Annotated in this window: 21 protein-coding genes and 1 tRNA gene; 14 read left to right on the top strand and 8 right to left on the bottom strand. The window is 64.3% G+C overall.

The features are described 5' to 3' along the window. The first annotated feature begins 121 nt into the window (after positions 1-121). The 14 genes from OE856_RS04240 to ggt all read left to right on the top strand — a co-directional run bounded on the left by OE856_RS04240 (position 122) and on the right by ggt (position 13,619). Positions 122-583 (top strand): Rrf2 family transcriptional regulator, encoded by a 462-nt coding sequence (locus tag OE856_RS04240; RefSeq protein WP_263714793.1) that lies wholly within the window; start codon positions 122-124, stop codon positions 581-583. Beyond that, entirely contained in the window at positions 580-1,029 is a 450-nt protein-coding gene (locus tag OE856_RS04235; RefSeq protein WP_263714792.1) for a hypothetical protein, read from the top strand. Before OE856_RS04240 ends, OE856_RS04235 begins: the two co-directional genes overlap by 4 nt. Continuing rightward, a complete protein-coding gene (locus tag OE856_RS04230) occupies positions 1,026-2,108 on the top strand; it encodes a cysteine desulfurase family protein (protein WP_263714791.1) in 1,083 nt (360 codons plus the stop codon). The genes OE856_RS04235 and OE856_RS04230 overlap by 4 nt, the downstream gene beginning before the upstream one ends. Before the next feature lie 46 nt (positions 2,109-2,154). Beyond that, positions 2,155-3,678, top strand: a complete 1,524-nt coding sequence (gene sufB, locus OE856_RS04225) for a Fe-S cluster assembly protein SufB (RefSeq protein ID WP_263714790.1) — start codon at positions 2,155-2,157, stop codon at positions 3,676-3,678. Further along, positions 3,675-3,986: a heavy metal-binding domain-containing protein gene (locus tag OE856_RS04220; protein WP_263714789.1), complete on the top strand. Its 312-nt coding sequence runs from the start codon at positions 3,675-3,677 to the stop codon at positions 3,984-3,986. Before sufB ends, OE856_RS04220 begins: the two co-directional genes overlap by 4 nt. Before the next feature lie 11 nt (positions 3,987-3,997). Beyond that, positions 3,998-4,753, top strand: coding sequence for a Fe-S cluster assembly ATPase SufC (sufC, locus tag OE856_RS04215; protein WP_263714788.1), 756 nt, complete (start codon positions 3,998-4,000; stop codon positions 4,751-4,753). Then, on the top strand, positions 4,753-6,042 hold the full coding sequence (locus tag OE856_RS04210; protein WP_263714787.1) for a SufB/SufD family protein: 1,290 nt from the start codon (positions 4,753-4,755) through the stop codon (positions 6,040-6,042). The genes sufC and OE856_RS04210 overlap by 1 nt, the downstream gene beginning before the upstream one ends. A 4-nt stretch (positions 6,043-6,046) precedes the next feature. After that, a complete protein-coding gene (locus tag OE856_RS04205) occupies positions 6,047-6,544 on the top strand; it encodes a YIP1 family protein (protein WP_263714786.1) in 498 nt (165 codons plus the stop codon). A gap of 3 nt (positions 6,545-6,547) precedes the next feature. Beyond that, a complete protein-coding gene (locus tag OE856_RS04200) occupies positions 6,548-7,144 on the top strand; it encodes a Yip1 family protein (RefSeq protein ID WP_263714785.1) in 597 nt (198 codons plus the stop codon). Continuing rightward, a complete protein-coding gene (locus tag OE856_RS04195; RefSeq protein WP_263714784.1) occupies positions 7,144-8,364 on the top strand; it encodes a cysteine desulfurase in 1,221 nt (406 codons plus the stop codon). Before OE856_RS04200 ends, OE856_RS04195 begins: the two co-directional genes overlap by 1 nt. Before the next feature lie 48 nt (positions 8,365-8,412). After that, positions 8,413-8,489, top strand: a tRNA-Arg gene (locus OE856_RS04190). Positions 8,490-8,627: 138 nt separating this feature from the next. Further along, the gene (locus OE856_RS04185; protein ID WP_263714783.1) at positions 8,628-9,077 is read left to right on the top strand and encodes a hypothetical protein; all 450 of its coding nucleotides are present in this window, start codon (positions 8,628-8,630) and stop codon (positions 9,075-9,077) included. Between the two features lie 445 nt (positions 9,078-9,522). Then, positions 9,523-11,745: an NADP-dependent isocitrate dehydrogenase gene (locus tag OE856_RS04180; protein WP_263714782.1), complete on the top strand. Its 2,223-nt coding sequence runs from the start codon at positions 9,523-9,525 to the stop codon at positions 11,743-11,745. Between the two features lie 89 nt (positions 11,746-11,834). Then, positions 11,835-13,619 carry a gamma-glutamyltransferase gene (gene ggt, locus OE856_RS04175; protein ID WP_263714781.1) on the top strand — a complete coding sequence of 595 codons (1,785 nt, stop codon included), beginning with the start codon at positions 11,835-11,837 and terminating at the stop codon, positions 13,617-13,619. On the opposite strand, the gene OE856_RS04170 is transcribed toward ggt, so the two are convergent. The 8 genes from OE856_RS04170 to OE856_RS04135 all read right to left on the bottom strand — a co-directional run bounded on the left by OE856_RS04170 (position 13,606) and on the right by OE856_RS04135 (position 22,117). Beyond that, positions 13,606-14,781 carry an NAD(P)/FAD-dependent oxidoreductase gene (locus OE856_RS04170; RefSeq protein ID WP_263714780.1) on the bottom strand — a complete coding sequence of 392 codons (1,176 nt, stop codon included), beginning with the start codon at positions 14,779-14,781 and terminating at the stop codon, positions 13,606-13,608. The genes ggt and OE856_RS04170 overlap by 14 nt on opposite strands. A 4-nt stretch (positions 14,782-14,785) precedes the next feature. Beyond that, on the bottom strand, positions 14,786-14,992 hold the full coding sequence (locus OE856_RS04165; protein WP_263714779.1) for a hypothetical protein: 207 nt from the start codon (positions 14,990-14,992) through the stop codon (positions 14,786-14,788). Further along, a complete protein-coding gene (gene scpB / locus OE856_RS04160; RefSeq protein WP_263714778.1) occupies positions 14,992-15,630 on the bottom strand; it encodes an SMC-Scp complex subunit ScpB in 639 nt (212 codons plus the stop codon). The genes OE856_RS04165 and scpB overlap by 1 nt, the downstream gene beginning before the upstream one ends. Beyond that, positions 15,631-16,407: a segregation and condensation protein A gene (locus OE856_RS04155; RefSeq protein ID WP_263714777.1), complete on the bottom strand. Its 777-nt coding sequence runs from the start codon at positions 16,405-16,407 to the stop codon at positions 15,631-15,633. After that, entirely contained in the window at positions 16,404-17,414 is a 1,011-nt protein-coding gene (nagZ, locus tag OE856_RS04150) for a beta-N-acetylhexosaminidase (protein WP_263714776.1), read from the bottom strand. Before nagZ ends, OE856_RS04155 begins: the two co-directional genes overlap by 4 nt. Continuing rightward, positions 17,411-18,412: an SPOR domain-containing protein gene (locus OE856_RS04145; protein ID WP_263714775.1), complete on the bottom strand. Its 1,002-nt coding sequence runs from the start codon at positions 18,410-18,412 to the stop codon at positions 17,411-17,413. The genes nagZ and OE856_RS04145 overlap by 4 nt, the downstream gene beginning before the upstream one ends. An 87-nt stretch (positions 18,413-18,499) precedes the next feature. Beyond that, the gene (gene argS / locus OE856_RS04140; RefSeq protein WP_263714774.1) at positions 18,500-20,245 is read right to left on the bottom strand and encodes an arginine--tRNA ligase; all 1,746 of its coding nucleotides are present in this window, start codon (positions 20,243-20,245) and stop codon (positions 18,500-18,502) included. A 51-nt stretch (positions 20,246-20,296) separates the two neighbouring features. After that, positions 20,297-22,117, bottom strand: coding sequence for a cation:proton antiporter (locus OE856_RS04135; RefSeq protein WP_263714773.1), 1,821 nt, complete (start codon positions 22,115-22,117; stop codon positions 20,297-20,299). Between the last annotated feature and the right edge of the window lie 6 nt (positions 22,118-22,123).

Genomic DNA, 22,123 nt, shown 5'->3' with positions numbered 1-22,123 from the left:
CTTGACGAAATCTATCGGGCAACCTAGAACAATTCTAAATCGGGCGGAATGCGCCCATTGGCTGGATACCCGAGGTAATGACCCATCCGGCCTCAGTCAACCGTTTGAAGGGCTTGCGGCCATGAAACTCAGCACCAAGGGACGTTATGCGATGGTTGCGCTGGCCGATCTGGCCCTGCAACCCGAAGGCGGGCTGACTTCGCTGGCGGAAATCTCGAAACGGCAGGATATCTCGCTGCCGTACCTCGAGCAGCTTTTCGTCAAGCTGCGCCGGGCCGGGCTGGTGGATTCGGTGCGCGGGCCGGGGGGTGGCTATAGATTGGCGAAAGCGCCGTCAGAGATCCGGGTGTCCGACATTCTGGGCGCAGTCGAGGAAACCGTCAGCGCGCTGCACACCGGGGCAGGGGCGTCGGGCGGCGTGTCTGGCAGCCGCGCGCAATCGCTGACCAACCGGTTGTGGGAGGGGCTTAGCGCCCATGTCTATGTCTTCCTGCATCAAGCCCGCCTGTCGGACGTGGTGCATAACGACCTGGCGCCTTGTCCGGCTGTACCATCTCTTTTCGCTGTGGTGGATGAAGAATGAGTGCGGACATCAACCTGTCGGTGCTTCCTCTCGTCCGTTTGAAGGGTAGCAACAAGGGATACGGATCAATCTCGGAACTGGGTAAGGCGGCTGCGCGCGCGAACCCGATGCTTCTGTTTGCAAACCGTTTTGCTGAGGTATCGGACAAGTTGTTCATGTCGCCGGCGCATTGCCTGGTGTATCTGTCCCGGCGTGTTGCCGACACCGAGGCCGCTGCCAAACGCAGCGGCTGGATTGGTGGACGCATTTACAACAGCTTGACCGGCGCTGACGTCAACTATGTTGGGCTGTCTGGCGCGGTGCTGGGTGGGACGCTGAGGTATATCGGTGAGGATGTGCCCGAAGCCCTTGATTATGGATGTGACTATTTGCTGCGCCGTGATCGGGCGCGGGATTATCTGGATGAGTTCACCGCCCGCGCACGAGAGCGGGGCATGATCAAATGACCCGCACCTATCTTGACTATAACGCCACCGCGCCCCTGCGCGATGAGGCCCGCGCCGCGATGGTCGCGGCGATGGATCTGGTGGGCAACCCCTCGAGCGTTCATGCCGAGGGCCGCGCCGCCAAGGCGCTGGTCGAGAACGCCCGCGCGCAGGTGGCCGCCGCCGTGGGCTGTGCCCCGTCCGAGGTGATCTTTACAAGCGGCGCCACCGAGGCCGCGCAGATGCTGGCCCATCCGCGCCCCGGTCACGATGTCTTTGTGCAAGATACCGCCCATGACGCGCTGTTCAGCCATCTGAAACTGTCGGATTGGCCCGAGCGCCCGCTCGGCCCCGGCCATACGCTGGCCATGGGGCTGGCCAACAGCGAAACCGGCGTCATCACCCAACCACCCGAACAGATCGACGGCCAGTGGCCCTATGGCGACACCGCGCGGGCCGACTGGCTGTTGCTGGACGTGACCCAGGCTGTGGGCCGCATCCCCTTTGCCTTTTCCTGGAGTGGCGCCGATTTCGCCATCCTGTCAGCGCACAAGCTGGGCGGGCCCAAGGGCGTCGGCGCGTTGATCGTGCGTCAGGGTGTTGATATCGACCCGCTGACCACCGGCGGCGGGCAGGAAATGGGCCGCCGCTCGGGCACGGAAAACGTGATCGGCATCGCCGGTTTCGGTGCCGCTGCCGAGGCCGCGGCCCGCGATCTGGCCGATGGCGCCTGGGATCGGGTTGCAAAACTGCGCGATATGCTGGAAGACGCCATTGCGACGGGCGCAAATAATACTATTTTTGTCGGGAAAGGCGGTCCGCGCCTGCCCAACACCTCGTGCTTTGTCGCGCCGGGCTGGAAGGGCGAGACCCAGGTGATGCAGATGGACCTGGCCGGGTTCGCGGTTTCGGCCGGTTCGGCCTGCTCCAGCGGCAAGGTTCGCGCCAGCCGGGTGCTGCGCGCCATGGGCTTTGACGACATCGCCGCCGCATCCGCGCTGCGGGTGTCGCTGGGCACCGCGACGACCGAGGACGATATTCTTCGCTTTGCCGAGACATGGCTGGCGAAATACATGAAATTCCGCGCCCGCGCGGCGTGAAACGCGAACAGGATGGGGTATTTCGCCCCGCCAGAAGGGAAACGACATGGCGCAGCTTGACGAAAGCCAGATCCGGGAAGGTGTCGATCGCGAGACCGTCGAAACCGTGCAATCCATGGCCGGCAAGTACAAATACGGCTGGGAAACCGAAATCGAGATGGAATACGCGCCCAAGGGCGTGAACGATGACATCGTGCGCCTGATCTCGGGCAAGAACGAAGAGCCAGAATGGATGACCGACTGGCGCCTTCAGGCGCTGGCCCGCTGGCAGCAGATGAAAGAGCCGAAATGGGCGATGGTCAACTACCCTGAAATCGACTTTCAGGATCAGTATTACTATGCCCGCCCCAAAAGCATGGAAACCAAGCCCAAGTCGCTGGACGAGGTCGACCCCAAGCTGCTGGCCACCTATGAAAAGCTGGGAATCCCGCTGAAAGAGCAGATGATCCTGGCCGGCGTCGAAGGCGCCGAGGACATGCCCGCCGAGGGCCGCAAGGTCGCCGTGGACGCCGTGTTCGACAGTGTCAGCGTCGGCACCACCTTTCAGGCCGAGCTGAAAAAGGCGGGCGTGATCTTCTGCTCGATCTCCGAGGCGATCCGCGAACATCCCGAGCTGGTCAAGAAATACCTCGGCTCGGTCGTGCCGCAGTCGGACAACTTTTATGCCACGCTCAACAGCGCCGTGTTCTCGGACGGCTCGTTCGTCTATGTGCCGCCCGGCGTGCGCTGCCCGATGGAGCTGTCGACCTATTTCCGCATCAACGCCGAAAACACCGGCCAGTTCGAACGCACCCTGATCATCGCCGACAAGGGCAGCTACGTGTCCTATCTCGAAGGCTGCACCGCCCCCCAGCGCGACACCGCGCAGCTGCATGCCGCCGTGGTCGAGATCATCGTCGAGGAAGACGCCGAGGTGAAATATTCAACCGTCCAGAACTGGTATCCGGGCGACGAAAACGGCAAGGGCGGGATCTATAACTTTGTCACCAAGCGCGCCGATTGCCGCGGTGATCGGTCCAAGGTGATGTGGACCCAGGTCGAAACCGGCTCTGCCGTCACTTGGAAATACCCGTCCTGCATCCTGCGCGGCGATGACAGCCAGGGCGAGTTCTACTCGATCGCCATCACCAACAACTGGCAGCAGGCCGATACCGGCACCAAGATGGTGCATCTGGGCAAGAACACCCGTTCGCGCATCGTGTCGAAAGGCATCAGCGCGGGACATGCACAAAACACCTATCGTGGCCTGGTGTCGATGCACCCCAAGGCCAAGAACAGCCGCAACTATACCCAATGCGACAGCCTGCTGATTGGCGATCAATGCGGGGCGCATACCGTGCCCTATATCGAGGTCAAGAATAACAGCAGCCGGGTCGAGCACGAGGCCACGACCAGCAAGGTCGACGACGATCAGCTGTTCTATTGCCGCTCGCGCGGGATGGACGAGGAAGAGGCCGTCGCGCTGGTGGTCAACGGCTTCTGCAAAGAGGTGCTGCAGGCGCTGCCGATGGAGTTCGCCATGGAGGCGCAGCAGCTGGTGGCGATCTCGCTGGAAGGGTCGGTCGGATGATCGTCACAACCACCCCCACCATCGAAGGCCACCGCATCACCGCCTATCACGGTGTGGTCGCGGGCGAGGCCATCATCGGTGCGAACATCGTTCGCGATCTTTTCGCCGGCATCACCGATATCATCGGTGGCCGCTCGGGCACCTATGAAAAGGCGCTGATGCAAGGCCGCGAAACCGCGATGAAGGAAATGCAGGATCGCGCCCGCCAGATTGGCGGCAACGCCGTCGTGGGCATCGATCTGGATTACGAAGTTATCAACAACATGCTGATGGTGTCTGCAAGCGGCACCGCTGTCACCATCGACTGAGGATTGAAAATATGCTGGAAATCAAAAACCTGCGCGTCAAACTTGAAGAAGAGGATAAAGAGATCCTCAAAGGTGTCGACCTGACTGTCGAGGCTGGTAAGGTGCATGCCATCATGGGGCCGAACGGGTCGGGCAAATCGACGCTGTCTTATGTTCTGTCGGGCAAGGGCGGCTACGAGGTCACTGAGGGCTCGGCCACGCTTGACGGTGTTGACCTGCTGGAGATGGAGCCCGAAGAACGCGCCGCCGAGGGCCTGTTCCTGGCGTTCCAATACCCGGTCGAAATTCCGGGCGTCGGCAACATGACCTTCCTGCGCACCGCGGTGAACGCCCAACGCAAGGCCCGTGGCGAGGACGAGATGAGCGCTGGGGAATTCCTCAAGGTCATTCGCGAAAAGGCCAAGACGCTGAAGATCGACGCCGATATGCTGAAACGCCCGGTCAATACCGGCTTTTCGGGCGGCGAGAAAAAGCGCAACGAGATCCTGCAGATGGCGATGCTGGAACCCAAGATGTGCATCCTCGACGAGACCGACTCGGGCCTCGATGTGGACGCGATGAAACTGGTGTCCGAGGGCGTGAATGCGCTGCGCGACGCGGGCCGGGGCTTTCTGGTGATCACCCACTATCAGCGCCTGCTGGACCACATCAAACCCGACGTGGTGCATATCATGGCCAATGGCCGGATCGTCAAATCGGGCGGCCCCGAGCTGGCGCTTGAGGTCGAACATAACGGCTATGCCGACATCCTGGCGGAGGTGGCGTAATGGCCCTGCCGCAAGCGAAACTGGATGCAACCGAGGCGCGGCTGGCGGCGCTGACGCCGCTGGCGGGCGGGGCGTGGTTGACGGCTGCGCAGGATCAGGCCGTGGCGCGGCTGCGGGCCATGGGCCTGCCCGGACGGCGCGATGAATACTGGCGCTATACCCGGCCCGACCGGCTGATCTCGGTCGAGCCGACCCCGGCATCGGTGTTCAAGGCAAAGGACGAGACCCCGATCTTTGACGCTTTTGACGCGATCAAGCTGGTCTTTGTCGATGGGGTGTTTTCGCCCGATCTGTCCGACCAGCCCGCGGTAGACGGCCTTGAGATCGAGCGCCTGTCGGATGCCGGCGCCAAGGATATCCACTGGGCCAAGGATCTGTACGGCGTGCTCGAAGCGCGCGGCCAGAACCCGGTCGAACGCCCGCTGGCGGCGCTGAACACCGCCTATGCGCAAGACGGGTTCCTGATCCGCGCGACCGGCAAGGTGTCAAAGCCTGTGCGGATGATTTATCTGCATGAATCAACTACTTCGGATGCGATCCTTCACCACGTGATCAAGGTCGAAGAGGGCGCCGATCTGACCGTGATCGAGAACGGCCCCGCCGCCGCGCGGTTCAACAAGGTGATGGAGGTCGACGTGGCCGATACCGGCGCCTTCCACCATATCCGTGCGCAGGGCCGCGACCACGAACGCCAGGCCGCCACGCATATCTTTGCCCGCCTGGGCCGTGAAAGCCTGTTCAAGTCGTTCACGCTGACCGCGAACGGTGTTCTGACCCGCAACGAGGTGGTTATCGAGCTGACCGGCGACGATGCCAGCGCCCATGTGGCCGGCTGTGCCTTGGGCGATGGCGATTTCCTGCATGACGACACCGTGTTCATCACCCATGACGCGGTCAATTGCGAAAGCCGCCAGGTGTTCAAGAAGGTGCTGCGCAACGGCGCCACCGGCGTGTTCCAGGGCAAGATCCTGGTCAAGCAGGGCGCGCAAAAGACCGACGGCTATCAGATCTCGCAGTCGCTGTTGCTGGATGACGATGCCCAGTTCCTGGCCAAGCCCGAGCTGGAAATCTATGCCGATGACGTCGCCTGTTCGCATGGCTCGACCTCGGGCGCGCTGGATGAGACGGCACTGTTCTACCTGCGCTCGCGCGGGGTGCCTGTCAAACAGGCCACCGACATGCTGACCCTGGCCTTCCTGGCCGAGGCCATCGAGGAAATCGCCGACGAGGCCATCGCCGACGAAATCCACGATCGTCTGGCGGCCTGGCTGCAACGACGGCGCGGCTGATACCATGTCGGTCACGCAGGATATCGTGCGTACCTATCGCGCCCCGCGCGCGGTGGTGCGCCGTCAACTGGCGGGCGGCGAGAACGAGCCGCGCGCGCTGGTCTACCTGATGGCGGCCTGCCTGCTGATCTTTGTCTCGACCCTGCCGGGCCATTCGCGCGATGCCTATCTCAACCCCGAGATCCCGCTGGATGCCCGCATCGGAGGCTCTCTGCTAAGCTGGATGATCTTCGTCCCGCTGCTGATGTATGCGCTGGCCGCGATCAGCCATGTCATCGCGCGTCTGCTTGGCGGCAAGGGCACGGGCTTTGGCGCGCGTATCGCGCTGTTCTGGGCCTTGCTGGCGGCGGCGCCCTTGTGGCTGCTTTACGGGCTGCTCGATGGGTTCGTCGGGCAGGGGCAAGGGCCTGGGCAGATGATCGTGGGGGCCATCGGGCTTTGTGCCTTTCTGGCGTTCTGGGGCCTGGGCCTGATCGAGGCCGAACGCCCGCTGAAGGAATAAGACATGAGCGGCGCGAGTTTCTGGAAAGACCTGCTGATCGACACGCTGCGCACCCCGCGCCAGGCGGCGGCGCGCGTGCTGGCCATCGACGTGCCGATGTCGGCGCTGTGGCAGATCATGGCTGTCGAGGTCATCGCCAGCCTGGTGCTGACCCATCTGGCCGACGCGCTGACCCCCGGCGCCGGCCCGTCGATGATGCCGATGGATATGCGCAACCCGTTCGTCACGGTGCTGTTCGTCGCGGCGATGACGGTGATCCTGGTGCTGCTGGTCGACCGCGTGGGCGGGCTGTTCGGCGGCAAGGGCGATTTCACCGGCGCGTTCAAGCTGGTGCTGTGGCAGCAGGCGGTGATCTTGGTGTTTCAGGTGGCGCAGCTGCTGTCGATGGTGGTTCTGCCGCCCTTTGCGCCGCTGATCGGGATCGCCTCATATATTCTGACGCTGTGGCTGCTGACCAATTTCGTCGCCGAACTGCACGGGTTCCGCTCGCGCCCGCTGGTCTTTGTGGGCGTGCTGCTGACCGGCATCCTGTTCGGCTTCGTGCTGATCTTCGTATTGCAAATGCTGGGCCTGGCTCCGCCGCCCATGGAGATGACCTGATGTATGACGTCACCCAGATCCGCCGTGACTTTCCGATCCTCGCGCGCGAGGTGAACGGCAAGCCGCTGGTCTATCTCGACAATGGCGCCTCGGCACAAAAGCCGCAGGTGGTGATCGACGCAATGACCCAGGCCTATTCGATGGAATATGCCAATGTGCATCGCGGGCTGCATTACCTGTCGAACCTCGCGACCGAGAAATACGAATCCGTGCGCGGTACTGTGGCGCGGTTCCTGAACGCGCCTGATGAGGAAGAGATCGTCTTTACCAGCGGCACGACCGAAGGCATCAACCTGGTGTCTTACGGCTGGGCCGCGCCGCGCCTGCAAGCGGGTGACGAGATCGTCCTGAGCGTGATGGAGCACCACGCCAATATCGTGCCCTGGCATTTCCTGCGCGAACGTCAGGGTGTGGTGCTGAAATGGGTGGATGTGGCGGCCGATGGCTCGCTAGATCCGCAGGCGGTGATCGACGCGATCGGCCCCAAGACCAAACTGGTGGCCGTGACCCATATGTCGAACGTGCTGGGCACGGTCGTGGATGTGAAATCCATCGTCGCGGCCGCGCATGAACGCGGCGTGCCGGTTCTGGTCGATGGCAGCCAGGCCGCCGTGCATATGCCGGTCGACGTGCAGGATATCGGCGCCGATTTCTATGCGATCACCGGACATAAACTCTATGGCCCCTCGGGCTCGGGCGCGATCCATATCAAGCGCGAACGCATGAACGAGATGCGCCCCTTTATCGGCGGCGGCGACATGATCCGCGAGGTCCACAAGGACGGCATCACCTACAACACCCCGCCGATGAAGTTCGAGGCCGGCACCCCCGGCATCGTGCAGCAGATCGGCCTGGGCGTGGCGCTGGACTATATGATGGGCGTCGGCATGGATAATATCGCCGCTCATGAGCGCGCTCTGACGGCCTATGCCCGCGAACGTCTGGCCGGGCTGAACTGGCTGACGGTGCAGGGCGATGCGCCGGGCAAGGGCGCGATCTTCAGCTTTACCCTGCAAGGCGCGGCCCATGCGCATGACATCTCGACCGTGCTCGACAAGAAAGGCGTGGCTGTGCGCGCCGGCCATCACTGCGCCGGTCCGCTGATGGATCTCTTGGGCGTTTCGGCCACCTGCCGGGCCTCTTTCGCCATGTATAACACCACGCAAGAGGTCGACAAACTGGTCGAGGCGCTAGAGCTTTGCCACGACCTTTTCGCCTGAATTAGCGATTGCGGGGGCGGGGGCTTTGGCCTATATCCCACCGCACGCGCACCCATAGCTCAGCTGGATAGAGCGCTGCCCTCCGAAGGCAGAGGCCAGAGGTTCGAATCCTCTTGGGTGCGCCATTTCTTCGCCTTCTCATCCTTGTCTTGCGTAAACAGCTTTGTTTCTGTTCAACCTTTCAATGCCCGTACGGCATAAGGGATTGCATAACCCATCCGCGTGACGCAACCATAGGTCGAGTTGGTTTCTTGGAGGGCTGTGTGAAGTTCGCAGTGATAAGGCAGGCTGTCTTGGCCCTTTGCTTGATGGCATCCGGCGCGCCCGTTCAAGCGCAGCCAACCCACAATATTTTCTTCGGCTTCGATATGGCATTGGCCGGGATTGCAATCAAATGGGGATGTGGAGGAGAGCGAGCGGCGGATCTGGCTGTTCTGAAAGCCCTGATGGACGCATACCCGGAACAGGCGGAGCATGCCCAACTAGCTGATAATATTGAGGCAATGTTAAAGGCGTCAGAGCGCGATACTGCTTTGGCCGAACTTACTGGTATCGAACTGACTGACGCACAAAAGGCAAAGCTTTGCGACGCCGCACTACCTCTTGAACTCATCGCGGATATTCCCGGGAACATGGCACCTGATGCGGACAGCGTTGCCAGACAGCATGCGGCTTGGACAAACTTCTTTCGGGTGGCCCAAAGCCTTGAATGACGGCTCTAAAACGCAAACGCCGCGATGAAGAGGCGCGCGCGGCCTTTGAGACGGCCCTAGATGATGCCAGGACCATGTCGGGTCCATGGGAAATGCAACTTCATGCACGGATGGCGAATTTTAAGGCCCAGCATGCCTATGTCTTGTGGAAGCAGGTTATCCTTTCTGGCGAATAGACAGCGGTCGCCATGAGGCCGCCACGACGCGCGCCTACCCGACATCTCCCACCCGGCGCGCAACTTTGCTAAAAAACCCCGCGAATATGCGCAATGTTAGCGCGGTCATAATTGATATTCGTTCCGCACTGTTCTATTCGGTCACTACCCGCTCTTTTGCGCCTGATTTTGCCCCAACTCCGGGGGCGCGCGACAGGGCGGCCAGGAGGACAGTAGCGCCGCTACTCGTTAGAACCAAAGCTTCCAGGAAGGCTGAAAGGTAAGAGAACATGGCCGATAAAGCACAAGCAGACATTTTGTATACAAAGGTAGACGAAGCGCCCGAGCTTGCCAGCGCGTCGTTCCTGCCGATCATCCGCGCCTTTGCATCGGCTGCCGGTGTCACCGTCGGCACCAAGGACATTTCGCTGGCCGGCCGCATCCTGGCCACCTTCCCGGAAAACCTGACCCCCGAACAGCGCATCTCGGATGACCTGGCCGAGCTGGGCCAGCTGGTCAAAACCCCCGATGCCAACGTGATCAAGCTGCCGAACGTCTCGGCCTCGATGCCGCAGCTGGATGCCGCCATCGCCGAGCTTCAGGCCCAGGGCTATGACATCCCGAGTTATCCGACCAACCCTTCGAATGACGCCGAAAAGGCCATTCAGGCACGCTATGATGCGATCAAGGGGTCGGCCGTGAACCCCGTCCTGCGTGAAGGCAACAGCGACCGCCGCGCCGCCAAGGCCGTCAAGAATTTCGCCCAGGCCAACCCGCACCGCATGGGCAAATGGGAATCGACCTCGAAGACCCACGTGTCGTCGATGCCCGGTAACGATTTCTACGCGAACGAAAAATCCGCCACCCTGACCGCCGCCCAGGCCGGCGCCGCCAAGATCGAATTCGTCGGCAAGGATGGCGCGGTCACCGTTCTGAAAGACGGCTGGAAGCTGACCGAAGGCGAAGTCGTCGACGCGACCTTCATGTCGGCCAAGGCGCTGTCGGCCTTCCTGGCCCAAGAGATCGAGAACACCAAGAAAGACGGCATCCTGTTCTCGCTGCATATGAAGGCCACCATGATGAAGGTCTCGGACCCGATCATCTTTGGCCACGCGGTCAAGGCCTGGCTGGCCCCGGTGTTCGACAAGCACGGCGCGGCGCTGAAAGCGGCCGGCGTGAACCCGAACTCGGGTCTGGGCGATGTGCTGGCGAAAATCGCCGCCATGCCGAACGGTGCTGAAATTCAGGCCGAGATCGACGCGCTGAACGCCACCCGCCCGCCGATGTATATGGTGAATTCCGACAAGGGCATCACCAACCTGCACGTGCCCAGCGACGTCATCATCGACGCGTCGATGCCTGCGCTGATCCGTGCCGGCGGCAAGGGCTGGGGCCCGGATGGCAACGAGGGCGACACCAACTGTGTCATCCCCGACAACTGCTATGCCCCGGTCTATGACGAGGCGATCAACTTCTTCAAAGCCAACGGTGCGCTGAACCCTGCCACCGCGGGCACCGTGCAGAACCTGGGCCTGATGGCGCAGAAGGCCGAGGAATACGGTTCGCACCCGACCACGTTCGAGGCTGCTGCTGACGGCACCATCCGCGTGGTTCTGGCCAATGGCGAAACCCTGCACAGCCACGACGTCGAGGCTGGTGACATCTGGCGCGCCTGCACCGCCAAGAAAGCGCCGATCGAGAACTGGATCCAGCTGTCGATCGACCGTCAGCGCCTGACCGGCTTCCGCTCGATCTTCTGGCTGGACGCGAACCGCGCCCATGACGCCGAGCTGATCAAATACGTCAAACCCGCGCTCGAAGCCGCCGGCGTCGCCGACAAGTTCGAGATCATGGCCCCCCGCGAAGCCACCGCGGCCTCGCTGGAAACCATCACCAAGGGCGAAGACACCATTGCCATCACCGGCAACGTGCTGCGTGACTATCTGACCGACCTGTTCCCGATCCTGGAACTGGGCACCTCGGCCAAGATGCTGTCGATCGTCGGCCTGATGAACGGCGGTGGCCTGTTCGAAACCGGTGCTGGCGGCTCGGCGCCCAAGCACGTGCAGCAGTTCGTCGAAGAAGGCCACCTGCGCTGGGATTCGATGGGTGAATTCTGCGCCCTGGGTGAATCGCTGAACTTCCTGGCCGACGTCAAAGGCAACGCCAAGGCCGGCGTGCTGGGCCGCGCCGCCGAGGCCGCGACCCAGGGCATTCTGGACGACAACCGCAGCCCCAGCCGCAAGGTGGGCGAGCCCGACAACCGCGACAGCCACTACTGGTTCGCCCGCTATTGGGCCGATGCTCTGGCCTCGCAATCCGACGATGCCGATCTGGCCGCGCATTTCGCCCCCATCGCCAAGGCCCTGGCCGACGGCGAGGCCGCGATCCTGTCGGAACTGGCCGCAGCCCAAGGCACCGCGATCGATCTGGGCGGCTATTACAACACCGACCCGGCCAAGACCGCCGCGGCGATGCGCCCCTCGGCCACGCTGAACGCGATCATCGGCTAAGCCGGTTGCACATGATCTGGAAACGCCCGGCTTCGGTCGGGCGTTTTTCTTTTTGTTGGGGTAAGATGGGGTAACGAAAGGAATCTCTGATGATCCGAGCACTTGTGATCTTGCTTGCCCTCGCGGGCCCCGCGCTGGCCCAACAGGCCACCGATGCCGTGGCCCCCGAACAGGCCACCCGCGCCGGCAGCTTCGAGGGCCTGTCGCCCGCGATCGATGCGGGCCTGGCGCGCAAGGCGCAGGGCTTGCCGGTCGAGGGCAAGACCTGGATGATCTCGGCCGCCAACCCGCTGGCCGTGCAGGCCGGTGCTGACGTTCTGGCCGCCGGAGGCAGCGCGGCGGATGCGATGGTGGCGGTGCAGGCGGTTCTGGGATTGGTCGAGCCGCAAAGCTCTGGCCTGGGCGGTGGGGCCTTTCTGCTGTGGTATGACGCGGCCAGCGGCACGCTGACCTCGCTTGACGGGCGGGAAACCGCCCCGCTTGACGCGCATCCGCGCCTGTTTCAAACCCCCGAGGGCGAGCCGCTGAAATTCTTTGACGCGGTCGTGGGTGGCCTGTCGGTCGGCACGCCGGGCACGCCCGCCCTGATGGCCGAGGCGCATCGCCGCTGGGGCCGCTCTGATTGGGCCGGGCTGTTCGATGGCGCGATCACTCTGGCCGAAGATGGCTTCGCGGTCTCGCCGCGCCTGGCCTCGCTGGTGGCGATGGATGCCGAACGGTTGGGCCGCTTTTCCGACACGGCGGCCTATTTCCTGCCCGAAGGCGTGCCGTTGCAGGCCGGCCAGACCCTGCGCAACCCCGCCTATGCGCAAACCCTGCACGACCTAGCACAGGGTGGGGCGCAGGCGTTTTACACCGGCCCGATCGCCGCCGATATCGCCGCCACCGTCCAAGGCGCGCCCGGCAATCCCGGCCGCCTGACGGAAACCGACCTGGCGATCTATCGCGTGATCCAGCGCACCCCGGTCTGCGTGCGCTATCGCGCCCATGATGTCTGTGGCATGGGGCCGCCCAGTTCCGGCGGGCTGACCGTGGGGCAGATACTGGGCATGGTGCGAGGCTATGATCTGGCCGCAATGGGCCCCTATAACGCCCAGGCCTGGCGGATCATCGGCGATGCCTCGCGGCTGGCCTTTGCCGATCGCGGTCGCTACATGGCCGATGCCGATTTCGTGCCGATGCCCACCGAGGGCCTGATCGCGCCGGCCTATCTGGCAGCGCGCGGCGGGCTGCTGGCGGGCGACGATGCCTTGCCCGAGGTCGCGCCCGGTACGCCTGAATGGGATCATGCCAGCCTCTGGGCCGATGACGACAGTATCGAGCTGCCCTCGACCTCGCATATTTCCATCGTCGATGCGGCGGGCAATGCCCTGTCGATGACCACCACCATCGAAAACGCCTTTGGCTCGCGCCTGATGGTGCGTGGGTTTCTGTTGAACAACGAGCTGACCGATTTCTCATTCTCGACCCATAACAACGGCCTGCCCATCGCCAACCGGGTCGAGCCGGGCAAACGGCCCCGGTCGTCCATGGCGCCGACCATGGTGATGCGCGACGGCAAGCCGGTGCTGGTGATCGGCAGCCCCGGCGGCAGCCGCATCATCGGCTATGTCGCGCAGGCCATCATCGCCCATCTCGACTGGGGGATGGATGCGCAGCAGGCCGTCGCCATGCCGCATCTGGTCAACCGCTTTGGCACCTATGACATCGAGGCCGAGACAGGCGCCCAGGCGCTTGCGCCGCTGCTGACCAACCTTGGATACGAGGTCGCCATCCGTGACCTGAACTCCGGCTTGCATGCCATCGAGATCACGCCTGAGGGCCTGCGCGGCGGGGCCGATCCGCGGCGCGAAGGCGTGGCTATCGGCGACTAGCGATCGCCGTGCCCGCCGCATGGGCCGACGACCAGGCCCATTGAAAGTTGAACCCGCCCAGCCAGCCGGTGACATCGACGACCTCGCCGATGAAATAGAGGCCGGGCACGGTCTTGCTTTCCATCGTCCGCGCGTTCAGCCCGTCGGTATCGACCCCGCCCAACGTCACCTCGGCGGTGCGATAGCCCTCGGACCCGGCGGGTGTCAGCACCCAGGCCGCCATCTGCCCGGCGAGATCACGCAGCCGGGCGTCAGAGTAATCGGCCAGATTTCCGGCAAGCCCCCAGTCGTCACACAGATAGGCCGCCAGACGGGCCGGGATCAGCTCGGCCAGCATGGTCTGGATCGACCGCGCCCCCGCCCGCGCGCGCAGCTCGCGCAGGGCCTGAAACGGGTCAGTGTCTGGCAAAATGTTCAGGACAATCCCGTCGCCTTCGCGCCAATAGCTGGAAATCTGCAAAATGGCCGGGCCCGATAGCCCGCGATGGGTAAAGAGAACCGCCTCGTCAAAGGCGGTGCCATTCGCGCTGACGCGGGCGGGCAGGGCGGTGCCCGACAACCCGGCAAACCGGTCGCCAAAGGTCAGCGGCACAAGTGCGGGCCGGGTTTCCAGCACTCGATGGCCGAACTGTTCGGCGACCTGATAGCCAAACCCCGTGGCCCCCATCTTGGGGATCGACTTGCCGCCCGTGGCCACCACCAGCGTGTCGCACAAAACCGCGCGCCCGTCCGACAGGGTGACGGCAAAGCCGGTCTCGGCCTTGGCGATGGTCTGCGCCGAGGTTTGCAGCAACAGCTCCGCGCTTGCGGCCTCGTCCAGCAGCATCCGCACGACCTGCCGCGCCGAGTCGTCGCAAAACAGCTGTCCCAGCGTTTTCTCGTGCCAGGCAATGCCGTGCCGGGCCATCAGGTCGATGAAATCCCACTGGGTGTACCGGGCCAGCGCCGATTTCGCGAAATGCGGATTGGCCGAGATGAAGTTCTCGGGGCCGGCATAAAGATTGGTGAAATTGCAGCGCCCACCGCCCGAGATGCGGATCTTTTCGCCCGCGGCCTTGGCATGATCGATGATCAGAACCTTGGCCCCGCGCGCCGCGGTAAAGCCCGCACACATCAAACCGGCGGCGCCGGCGCCCAGAATGATGCAATCGTAATGCCGCATCCAGTCAGAATTTACCCATGCGCCTGGTCAGCCGGGCGGCCTGTCTGGCGCGCTTGGCGGTCTCGCGGGCGTTCTTGGCTTGCTGGCGTTCCTCGGGCGTCATGTCGGCATGGGGCTTACCTTGCGCCCCGGTCATACGGTTTATCGCGGCATTGCTGCCTTTGCGCAGCAACATGCGCAGGGCCATGCGGATCAGTCTGTCGGCATTCATCAGGATTCATCCTCGAACATATCGACCTGGTCCTCGTCGTCGCCGTCTTCGCGCTCGATTCCCATGCCCGGAGGCGGCCGGTTTTCCAGCAACCCGGCGGCGCGCAATTCCTTGAGGCCGGGCAGGTCGCGGGCGCTTTCCAGACCGAAATGATCCAGAAAATGCTGTGTCACCACATAGGTCACGGGCCGGCCAGGTGTCATACGGCGGCGACCAAAGCGGATCCATTCCAGCTCGATCAGCTGGTCGATCGTGCCCCGGCTGACGCTGACGCCGCGGATCTCTTCGATCTCGGCGCGGGTGACGGGGGCGTGATAGGCGATGATGGCCAGGGTCTCGATCGCGGCGCGCGACAGTTTGCGGGTCTCGACCGTTTCCTTTTGCATCAGGAAACCCAGATCAGACGCCGTGCGGATCGCCCAGGCGTCGCCCACCCGAACCACGTTCACCCCGCGCCCGTCATAGCGCTTGCGCAGCAGCACCAGCGCCTCGGCGGCGTCACAGCCATGGGGCATCCGCGCGTTCAGCTCGGCCACGGTGACGGGTTCGGCCGTGGCAAAGAGGATCGCCTCGATCATGCGCTCCTGCTCTGCGATCGGCGGGGCCTCGAATAGGCTTTTCTCTTTTTCTTCAGCCATCTATTCGGCTTTCCTGCGAATTTGGATAGGGGCGAAGGTTTCGCCCTGACGAATTTCGATCGCGCCGCGCTTGGCCAGCTCCAGCGAGGCGGCAAAGGTGGCCGCAGTGGCCGAGCGCCGGCGCGCGGGGTCGGTTTCCCAGCCCTCGGGCAGATAGGACGACAGCCCCGTCCAATCACCCGCATAGCCGATCAGCCCGCGCATCCGTTCCAGCGCCTGTTCCAGCGTGTAGACGTGGTCGCGATCCATGACAAAGGGGCGGAAACTGTCGCGGGTGCGGATGCGGGCATAGGCCTGCATCAGGTCCAAGAGCGTGGCGGTATAGGTCACGCGGCGAATGCGGGTGACATCCTCGGGGATGCCGCGCACGAAGAAATCGCGCCCCAGCTGGTCACGCGCCATCAGCCGCGCAGCGGAATCGCGCATCGCCTGCAGGCGCTCCAGCTGAAAGGCCAGATGCGCGGCCAGTTCCTCGCCCGAGGGGCCCTGATCGGCCGGGTCGGGTGGCAGCAACAGCCGCGATTTCAGAAAGGCCAGCCAGGCCGCCATCACCAGATAATCTGCAGCCAGTTCCAGCCGCAGCGCCTTGGCCTTTTCGACAAAGGCCAGATACTGCTGCGCCAGGTGCAGCACCGAGATCTTGCGCAGGTCGACCTTTTGCGTGCGCGACAGCATCAGCAGCACGTCAAGCGGGCCTTCGAACCCGTCGACATCGACAATCAGCGCCTCGGCGGCAAGGCGGTCGGCGACGCTGATCTGGGCGTCGGTCTCGGTCATCTGTCCAAAGCGGCCATCATGGTGGCCCATTCATCGCTTAGCATCGCGGTATCTTCGGCCGGGTTGGCGCGCAGGGCAAGGCCCGCAGCGGCGGCGCGCGCGGCTTTTTCGCTGATCGTGCCGGCGGCCTTGGCCACCTCGATCATCTCGGGCATGTCCCCATTGCAGTGCAGCACCAGGTCACAGCCCGCCGCCATAGCCGCGGCGGATCGCTGGCCGATACCGCCCGCCAGCGCCTGCATCGAGATGTCGTCACTCATCAACACGCCCTTGAAACCGATCTGATCGCGGATCAGCTCGATCATCGCGGGCGACGTGGTGGCGGGTGCGTCGGCGTCTATGGCGTCATAGACGATATGCGCGGTCATGGCGAAGGGCAGCTCGGCCAGCGCGCGGAAGGGGGCGAAATCCTGTTCGGTCAGCTGATCGAGGGGCAGGGCGACATGGGGCAGCTCGAGGTGGCTGTCCAGGTCGGCGGCGCCATGGCCCGGAATGTGTTTCAGCACCGGCACGACGCCACCCGTGATCAGCCCCTCGGCCACGGCGCGGCCCAGCCGGGCGACCGTATCGGCATCGGTGCCATAACAGCGGTTGTGCAGGATCTCATGCGTATGGGGGCGGGCGATATCGACGCAGGGCGCGCAATTGCCGTCGATCCCCAGCGCGCGCAGCTCGGCCGCGATCAGCCGATAGCGCAGCCGCATGATCTGCGCGGCCAGCGGGCCGGCATGGGCGACCTCGTCAAGCGGCGCGCGCCACTCTTGCGCCAGCGGAGGGCGCAGGCGCTGCACCCGGCCGCCTTCCTGGTCGATGAAGATCGGGGCGTCATAGCCCAGGGCCGCGCGCAGATCGGCGCATAGCGCGCGGATCTGATCGGCGGTGTCGATATTGCGGGCAAACAGGATGAACCCGAACGGGCGGCTGTCGGTGAAAAAGGCGCGCTCGTCATCTGTCAGGGTCAGGCCCGAACAGCCCGCGATGAACGCGCCGCAAGAGCCGGGTCTCACCGCGCCACCACGGGGATGCAGTCGGTGTTCTCGGCGGTCAGGACCGCGCAGAACCGACGTGCGTCAGAGATATCGGCAAAGCCCACCGCGCGCAGGCGATAGAAGGTGCGCCCGCCGCTGACGGCGGATTGCACGACGCGCTGCTTGCCCTGCATCAGGCTGGAGAAGCGGGTGCTCAGGCGCTGCCATTCGGCGCGGGCCACGTCGGGCGTGTCAAAGGCGCCCAGCTGCACCAGGTTGGTGCCGGGGGCAAGGGCGGTGGTGTCCAGCTCGACCGGGGCGGTGGCGGTGGCCACCACGGGCGCGGCGGCGGCGGCAACCGCAGGGCGGGTATATTGCGCGGCGGCATTCAGCGCGGCCAGCACGGCCAGATCGGTATCGGGGCGCGCCCGCGGATAGACCGAGCGCCCGACCAGAACTGCGGTTTCGGTTTCGGCCTCGGTCTCTTCGGCGACCAGATCGTCGGCAACAAGGGGAGTTTCCACCAGCTCTTCGACCGGAGCGGCGATCTGCTCGGCGATGGCATCGGCCACGGGGTCGGCGGGGGCTTCGGTTTCCTGCGTCAGCGCAACGGCGACCGGGGCAGGCTCGGCCGGGGTTTCCTCGGGCAGGGCCTGAACGACGCGCGGTTCGGGGCGCAGCGCGGCGCGGGGGGCATCCTCGGCGGTCAGATCGACAGGGCGCGGCGCCAGCGCCAGGCGGTCGGCCGGCGGGGCGGCTTCGCCATGGGCGGCGACACGGTTAACGGCAAGGCCCTGGTGATCGGCCTGACGCCCGCCCGGTTCTTCGGGGGCAATGCGCGAGGGGCCTTCGATCGCGCGAACGACCGGTACGCCCGACACGTCGCGCATGGTCAGCTGATAGGCCCAGACGCCCAGCCCGATCACCAGCACGACCGAGGTCAGCGCCCCGGCCCAGGTGACCAGCGACTGCACACCGCCCGTTGCCACGGGGGATGCGGTTTCGTCATGGTAATCGTCGTAATTCATGCCCGTCATTGCCGCCTCTCGCACCCTTACAGCCCGCGGGATGGCGCGCTGCGGATTGTCTCTTGCCTGCCTTCCCGGACGATCTGCGCCTGTTGCTCAGCGCATTTCTTCGGCCGGGGTCACGCCAAGAATACCAAGACCGGCGGAAATAACAACGGCCACGGCCCGCGCAAGGGCGATTTTCGCCTGCGACGTGGCCGCATCGCCATCCTGCAGGAAACGCAGGCTGTGATCGTCATTGCCGCGATTCCACAGACCGTGCAGATCGCCCGCCAGTTCATAGAGGTAAAACGCAACACGGTGCGGCTCGTGGGTGCGGGCGGCGATCTCGACCAGGCGCGGCCATTCGGCCAGCTTTTTCGCAACGGCCAGCTCGGCCTCGTGCGAGAGCTTGCCCAGATCGGCGGCGGCCAGCGTGGCGTCATCCGCGGCGATCCCCGCCTCGGCCGCCTTGCGCAGCACCGAACACACCCGCGCATGGGCGTATTGCACGTAAAAGACCGGGTTGTCTTTCGACTGTTCCAGAACCTTGTCGAAATCGAAATCCAGCGGCGCGTCATTCTTGCGCGTCAGCATCACGAAACGGGTGACATCGGGGCCGACCTGGTCGACCACATCGCGCAGGGTGACGAAATTGCCCGCACGCTTTGACATCTTGAAGGGCTCGCCGTTCTTCCACAGCTTGACCAGCTGGGTCAGCTTGATGTCCAGCGGCACGGTACCGTCCGACAGGGCCGACACGGCCGCCTTCATGCGTTTCACATAGCCGCCATGGTCGGCGCCGAACACGTCGATCAGCGCGTCATAGCCGCGTTTCACCTTGTCATAGTGATAGGCGATATCGGGGGCGAAATAGGTCCATGACCCGTCCGATTTCTTGATCGGGCGGTCCACGTCATCGCCATGATCGGTCGAGCGGAACAGGGTCTGTTCGCGCGGTTCCCAATCCTCGGGCAGCTTGCCCTTGGGAGGCTCGAGCGTGCCGCGATAGATCAGGCCCTTGGCATCCAACTCGGCAATTGCCGCTTCGATCAGCCCGGTGCCGTAAAGCGACTTTTCGCTAAAGAAATGGTCCATCTTGACGCCCAAAGCGGCCAGATCGGCGCGGATCAGTTCCATCATCGCCTGGGTGGCGAACTCGCGCACCTCGGCCAGCCAGACATCTTCGCCCTTGTCGAGATAGATATCGCCGACCTTGGCCTTCAGCGCCTCGCCGACCTCGATCAGGTAATCGCCCGGATAGGTGCCCTCGGGCCAGTCGACGGTCAGGTCGTGGGCCTCGAGATAGCGGTTGTAGACCGAGCGCGCCAGCACATCGACCTGCGCGCCGCCGTCGTTGATGTAATATTCGCGCGTCACGTCATGGCCGGAATAGGCCAAGAGGCTGGCCAGCGCGTCGCCAAACACCGCGCCACGGGTATGGCCCACATGCAGGGGGCCGGTCGGGTTGGCCGACACGTATTCCACGTTCACCCGCTGACCCGCGCCCATGGTCGAGCGGCCGAATTCGGTGCCGCTGGTCAGAACCGTTTTGACCACGCCCTGCCAGATACCGGGCGCCAGGCGCAGGTTCAAAAAGCCGGGGCCTGCGACCTCGGCCACCTCGACGCGAGCATCCGCCACCAGCCGGGCCGCCAGCGCGTCGGCGATGTCGCGGGGCTTCATCTGGGCTGGCTTGGCCAGAACCATGGCCGCGTTGGTCGCCATGTCGCCATGGGCGGCATCGCGGGGCGGCTCGACGGCGACATTGGCAAAATCCAGCCCGTCGGGCAGGGCGCCCTCGGCCACCATTTCGTTCAGGCTGTCGATCACCAGCGCGCGGAGTTCGGTAAAGAGGTTCATCACGGGCCCTTCAATTCGCTGTCGCGCGGTTTACCACGGGCACAGCCGGGGTCAACTGTCGGGTTTCGCCGGGGCGGGCGGGACCATGGCAAACAGGATTGTTTCAGGGGCCGCACGCAGCTCGTCGCCCTCGGCCAAAAGGCGCAGATCGCCCGCCGGTGTAAGGCGCGCAAGCAGCACGCCCTCGGGGTTTTTCGCGCGCCAGTTTTCCAGGGTGAATTCCTCGGTCAGCGTCGGCGTGCGGAATTCCCAGCCCTGCCGCATCAGGCCTTCGAGCTCGCGATGGGTCTGGTTCGCGCCGATCTTCTTGCCGCCCAGCGTGGGGGGCAGGGCGTGGCGGGAAATATCCTGACCCGGACGGCGCAGCTGATAGACATTCTCGCGCCCCAGTTCCGGCGCCAGGTCGGTCGTGACCAGCGTGTTATAGGCGTCGTTGTCGCTGGCGGCGACAAGGATGCCATACCGCGACAATTCGATATTGCTCTCGGCGCTGACCGACAGGATGTCGCCATAGAAGGTAGGCAGCCCGGCCTCGCGCGGGGCACGCAGATGCGAGCGGTTGGGATCAATGATCAGAACCGGCACCTTGGCCTTGGTCAGCGCCTGGGCAAAGCCGATGCTCCAGCGCGATCCGCCCAGCAGCATCACGCCCGTGACCTCGCCCCCCGTCAGCCCCATCAGCCGCGCCAAGGGCGTCAGCGTGAAGCCGTGCAGCACAACCGTCGCCGCCACCAGCGCAAAGGCCAGCGCGCCGACGCGGGCGCCATCCTCGATGCCCAGCGCGGCAAGGCGTTCCCCGAACAGCCCCGCCACCGCAACCAGCACCACGCCGCGCGGGCCGGTAAAGGCAACCAGCAGGCGCTCGGCCCAGGGGATGGGCGAAAACAGCAGCGAGACCAGTACCGTCAGCGGCCGCGCCACCAGGATCACCGCCGCCACAAAGGCCAGCGCCCGCCAATCCAGCGCGCGCAGGGTCTCCATCTTCATCGAGGCGGCCAGCAGGATGAACACGCCCGACACCAGCAGCACTGTCGCATGTTCCTTGAACCGCCGCAGCTCGGTGTAAGAGGGCAGCTCGGCATTGGCGATAAAGAGACCCATGATCGTGACCGCCAGCAACCCGCTTTCATGCAACACCGTGTCCGATAGGGCGAACACACCCAGCAGCACGGCGAACAGGGCAGGCACCTTCATGTATTCGGGCACCAGCTCGCGCCGGAAGGCCGCCGACAGGCCCCAGCCCGCCGCCAACCCCAGAACTGCGGCAAAGCCGATGCCCAGCATCAGCTCGATCATCGCCTCGCCCGGGGTCAGCGCCGTCTGGCGCACCACGACATATTCAAAGGCCAGCACTGCCGCCAGCGCGCCAACCGGGTCGTTGACGATGGCCTCCCATTGCAACAGCGCGGCGGGGCGGCGTTTCAGCCGGGCCTGCCGCAGCAGCGGCGCGATCACCGTGGGGCCGGTTACGATCATGATGCCGCCAAACACGGCAGAGGTTTCCCAGTTCAGCCCCGCCACGTAATGCAGCGCCAACGTTGAACTGAGCCAGCCCAGCGGCGCGCCGATGAATACCAGCCGCCGCACGCCGACCGCCGCATCGGCCAGCGAATGCAGGTTCAGCGTCAGACCGCCCTCGAACAGGATGATCGCCACCGCGATAGATATCATCGGCCCCATCAACGGCCCGATATCGCGCGCGGGGTCGAAAAAGCCCAGGCCCGGCCCGATCGCAAGACCGGCCACCAGCATCAGCACGATCGCCGGCATCCTCAGCCGCCAGGCCAGCCATTGCGACCCCACCCCCAGACAGCCCACCAGGGCAAAGGCCATGATCGGGCTTAACGCCCCGGATGCGGTTTCAACGGCCATACTGGT

The organism is Actibacterium sp. XHP0104 (assembly GCF_025751515.1).
Classification (GTDB): domain Bacteria; phylum Pseudomonadota; class Alphaproteobacteria; order Rhodobacterales; family Rhodobacteraceae; genus Actibacterium_D.
The sequence above is the reverse complement of the archived record's forward strand: the minus strand, read 5'-3'. Positions and strand labels throughout refer to the sequence as shown.